General features: G+C 31.9%; 3 protein-coding genes. All 3 read left to right on the forward strand.

Annotated elements, in window-relative coordinates; all coding sequences use genetic code 11:
• Positions 1 to 23 precede the first annotated feature (23 nt).
• Positions 24 to 2,222, forward strand: coding sequence for a CRISPR-associated helicase Cas3' (cas3, locus tag GX687_03530; protein ID HHX96516.1), 2,199 nt, complete (start codon positions 24 to 26; stop codon positions 2,220 to 2,222).
• A gap of 16 nt (positions 2,223 to 2,238) precedes the next feature.
• Positions 2,239 to 3,015, forward strand: a complete 777-nt coding sequence (gene cas5c / locus GX687_03535; GenBank protein HHX96517.1) for a type I-C CRISPR-associated protein Cas5 — start codon at positions 2,239 to 2,241, stop codon at positions 3,013 to 3,015.
• The coding region (locus GX687_03540) for a hypothetical protein (protein ID HHX96518.1) at positions 2,990 to 4,690 on the forward strand (1,701 nt) is incomplete at its 3' end. The genes cas5c and GX687_03540, both read left to right, overlap by 26 nt.

The raw sequence follows: 4,690 nt of genomic DNA on the forward strand, positions 1-4,690 counted from the left end.
GGCAATTATATAATGAGGTTCTAATGTATCCTATTTTAGCCCATCATGGTTTATATGACATAATAGATCAGGATTTTGAATACAGAACTGGTTTAAGATTAAAATCGGAAAAAATAACATCGGAGGATTTGGAATTTTTAGATGTGTTAAATAGAGTGTTAAAGCAAAAAGAGGAAAAATCCTTTGTTGCCCTTTATTATGAAGGTTTTCTTGAATTTATTAAAATATATAAGGAAATTTCTGATTTAGCCCCTCAAGTTAATTATTCTTCCACTAAAGAAAAAAGGATTTGTAGAATGAAGGCTCTACATTTTTATTATGGTGCCTTGGTGAGGCTGTTACTATCAATTTTAAAAGAAGCCGATATTTACGATTCCGCTAATTATTATTTGGAACATAAGAATAAAATATATTCTCGTGAGGAACTTAATGATCTTTGGTTTACCATGGGAGAGTCTGTAAAAAGTCTTTACAGGAAATTTGAACAGAAGGTGGATAAATCGAGTCTTGATGTAATGCGAACAAAGTTAGCTAACGAAATTTATGATTTTTCGAAAACAAAGGTACAGGGTGTTTTTAAATTGAATTTACCAGTGGGGGCTGGTAAAACTTTTGCTGGATTAAGGTATTTAATCGGTAATGCAAGGCAATTTCAAAAAAATCGAATTTTTTATTGTACTGCTTTTTTATCTGTTCTTGAGCAAAATGCGGCTGAGATTAGGAAGGTATTGGGTGATGATCATGTTTTAGAACATCATAGTAATTTAATAGAGGATTATGAAATAGACCAAGTAGCAGAAAATGAAAGAAATTATAGACCACAAGAATATATAAAGGAAAGTTGGGAAATGCCAGTCATCTTAACTACATTAGTGCAATTTTCTGATACTTTATTTAAACATAGAGCTACTAATATTAGAAGATTTTCTAAATTAATAAATTCTGTTGTGTTAATTGATGAGATACAAAGTTTGCCTATTAAGGCCATGTTTAATTTTAATCTAATGACGAATTTTTTGGCACAAATCATGAAGTGTACAATAGTTCATTGTACAGCTACTTCACCTCATTTAGACAATACCGATGTTTTAAAATATCCTTGTTTTTATGAAGGCAGTCTCTGTCGCCCGCAAACAATGAAGGCTTTAAGTAAAGCGAAAGTTTTTTCTAGGGTTAATTACTATAGTTTAATGGGAAAAAATTTAGATAATTATCTAAGTAATCTAGAAATTGTGGAGCATGTTAAAAAACAGTTAAAAAAAGAAATGAGTGTATTAATTGTTTTAAATACGAAAGCGACGGTAGCTAATTTATATCGGGCTTTAAATACTGATTCTGAATTAATTGAGGAAGGAGTAGAAATTATATATTTGACTACTAATCAATGTCCTTTCCACAGGTTGGAATTAATTAATAGGCTCAAGGAAAGATTAGTAAAATTGAGAAAGGGAAAAGGTGGTACAAAGTTAATTTGTGTAAGTACAAAACTTGTTGAAGCCGGGGTGGATTTTGATTTTGATGTTGTATATAGGGCACTGGCCGGGATTGATAGTGTTATTCAATGCGGGGGGCGTTGTAATCGGGAGGGAAAAAAGGAAACCCCGGGAAGTTTGTTTGTTTTACAATTAATTGAAGAAAATTTAAAGTATTTGCCGGAAATTAGAAGACAAAAAGAGGCAGCTAAAACTGCCCTGACATTATTGCCTATTAAGGATGTCGGTGATAATAAAATAAATATTGAAAAAGCCGCTGATTATTATTTTCAGAAACTGTATTTAAATATTACCGCTCAAAGTAGGTGTTTGGAATATCCTTTCGGGACAGATGAAACTATCTTTAATTTATTAACTAATAATCCTCAAATGTGCAAGGAATACAAAAATAAACATGGTGTCAAGGTTAATTTTAAATTAAGACAAAGTTTTAAAACCGCTGCATTGGAATTTGATCTTATAAAGGAAAATACGATAAGCGTTATTGTTCAATATAAAAATGAACATTTATTGGAGAAATTATATCAATTTATAGAATCCGGTAATTATTATGGGATTAAAAAAATTTTAAACAGCTTGCAATCTTATACGCTTAATATTAGAAGAACCGCAGTAGATGAAAATTATATCAGCAAAGAATTAAATGGGGAACTATTTATTTTGGATCGAGAGGCTTATGACGAAAGGGTTGGTCTCACTAAAGCTGAACTACAAACATTGATTTTTTAAAGGGGAGGGAAAGGCTATGGAAGTATTTAAATCTAACCCGTTTTATATGAAAGTGTTTGGTGATTATGCATTATTTACGGATCCGATGACTAAAGGAGGGGGTGAGAAGTTTACTTATCAGGTGCCTACTTATCAAGCACTTAAGGGGATTGTAGAAGCCTGTTATTGGAAGCCCAGTCTCTATTATGTTATTGATTCCGTGAAGGTTATCAAGCAAATTAAAACTGAGGCTAAGGGGATTCTCTCACCAATGAAAGATGGTGGAAAGGATCGGAACTATTATACATATTTAAGAGATGTTGAGTATTTAATTAAATATCATTTTAGATGGAATGTTAATCGTTTGGATCTAGCTTATGATTGGAATGAAAAAAAACATGAACAAATATTGTTGCGTTCAATGAATAAAGGTGGTCGGCGGGATATTTTCTTGGGAACTAGAGAATGTGTAGGATATATTGAAAGAATACATAAAAATTATTTTAATCAGGCCAAAAGTTATTATGAAGGTGAAAATGTTTCTTTGGGAATCATGTTTCATTCTTTTACCTATCCCAGCGAAGCATATGATGAGAAGACAAAAAAGGTATTAACTTCTAATTTTGCCCCAATAACAATGCATGATGGTGTCATTAATTTTATTGAACCAAAGGATTGTTCTATTAAACATACCTTAGGGGAGTATGCAATTAAAAAATTCGGTAAAGAAGATTTTTTAAGTGCAGAGCAAACATTTTCTGAATATGAAAAAAAGGGGGTGAATGTTGATGAATTTAATGAGTGCTCTTTTTGATACATATGAATTTGCACAGACCAATGATTTAGTAGATAATCATAGCTTGGCGGAGAAAGGACAAGTATTAGTACCAATATTTCATTCCTCTAGAAAAAGTAATGGTAATGATGTTTTTGAAATAACAATTGATGAAAAAGGTAATGCCATTGGGGGGTGTTTTTTGGAAAAGGACGAAATTGTGATTTTTCCAGTAACTGAAGATTCTATTACTCGTTCGGGGGCAAAAATTGCACCACATGCCATCTGTGACGAATTATCTTATTTAGCTGAGGAAATTGATGTAAAGAAAAATGAGGAATATCACAAAGGTATTAAAGAGTTATTGGAATATGAAAAAGAGAAGGGTTTATGTAAGAATTTCGAAATAATTGGAAAGTATATTTGCAGGAATGAAATATTAGATGATTTTTTAAGGTTTTTCGTAAAGGATTGTGAATATAGCATAGATGATAAATATGTTTTGAAATATAAGATTGAAGAGGCTGCCGATAAAGTCAAAGAAAAATCCATTAATTTAAGTAAGATATTTATAACTTTTAAAATAGAAAAATTGTACTCTGCTGATATAAGTGTGACTAGGGATGTAGGGCTTCACAACTTTTATATTGATTATGTAAAGGAAATGAATCAAAGTGAAAGAAATTTACGCCAATGTAGTGCTACTGGTCAAAAAGATTATTGTATAGAGCGTCATCGGGGTGTTATTGGCAATGCAAAGTTAATAAGCATTAGCAATAATAATGAAACCTATTATGGGAGGATAAAAAAGGGGAAGGATATTTTCTCTTTAAGTTATAGTGCTTCGCAAAAGATCCATAATATGCTTAAATATTTGCTGGATAATGAGACTTATCGGCGATTTATTGGCGGGGATGCCTATGTTGTAAATTGGCTTGCTCATGATTTGGAAAAAGGCGGATTTGAGCTTATTTCTAAATGGAATTTCGCAGATGATGAAATTGAAGAATTAACTATGTCTGAATTGGGAGGTGAAGTATCTAATTTACTGGGAGATTATTTTTTGGGAAAAAACAGGCAGTTCGCTGCTAAAAATGATTTTTATGTTTTGATAGTTGAAAAAATTAGTAATGGTAGGGTTTCAATTAAATATTTTAGACGGCTTACTAGGTCGGAAGCATATGAAAGGGTTAAGAACTGGTATGAAAGTGTTAGCTGGAAGCTCTATAATAAGCACTGGGTGCCTTCGCTTTATGAAATAGTTAATTTTTTATATGGTGAGGAAAATAGTAAAGGCTATTTGACTTGTGAAAATAAAAAGTTAGTAAGGAGTACAATTGAGCGTTTATTACCTTGTGTTATTGATTCAAAAAAATTACCTGGAGATATAGCCCGTCTGGCTTTTAATAAGCTTTCCAATAAACATTCCTATAAGAAGGCTTGGCAAAAGGCTTTAAGTATTGGTTGTGCTTTGATAAAAAAACACAAATATGATTATGAGGGTTATAATTTAAATCCTGATAAAATAAGTGAGGTGAAAAAAGTGAAAAGCAGTAGAGATTTTAATTATGGTAAATTAATGGCAATTTATGAAAGGGTAGAATTGGCTGCGTTGCTTGGTAGGGATGGGGAAGACCTTAAAAAAGAAAGAGGTAAAAACCTACGAATCACAAATGCTGATCGTTTGTGGAGTGCTATGATAAGGACCCCGGAA

The sequence above is a fragment of the Clostridia bacterium genome, from assembly GCA_012841935.1.
GTDB lineage: Bacteria > Bacillota > Peptococcia > DRI-13 > DTU073 > DUTS01.

Coding starts and splice junctions, on each gene's coding strand:
- cas3 (HHX96516.1), top strand. CDS start 24: ATGTATCCTATTTTAGCCCATCATGGTTTATATGACATAATAGATCAG.
- cas5c (HHX96517.1), top strand. CDS start 2,239: ATGGAAGTATTTAAATCTAACCCGTTTTATATGAAAGTGTTTGGTGAT.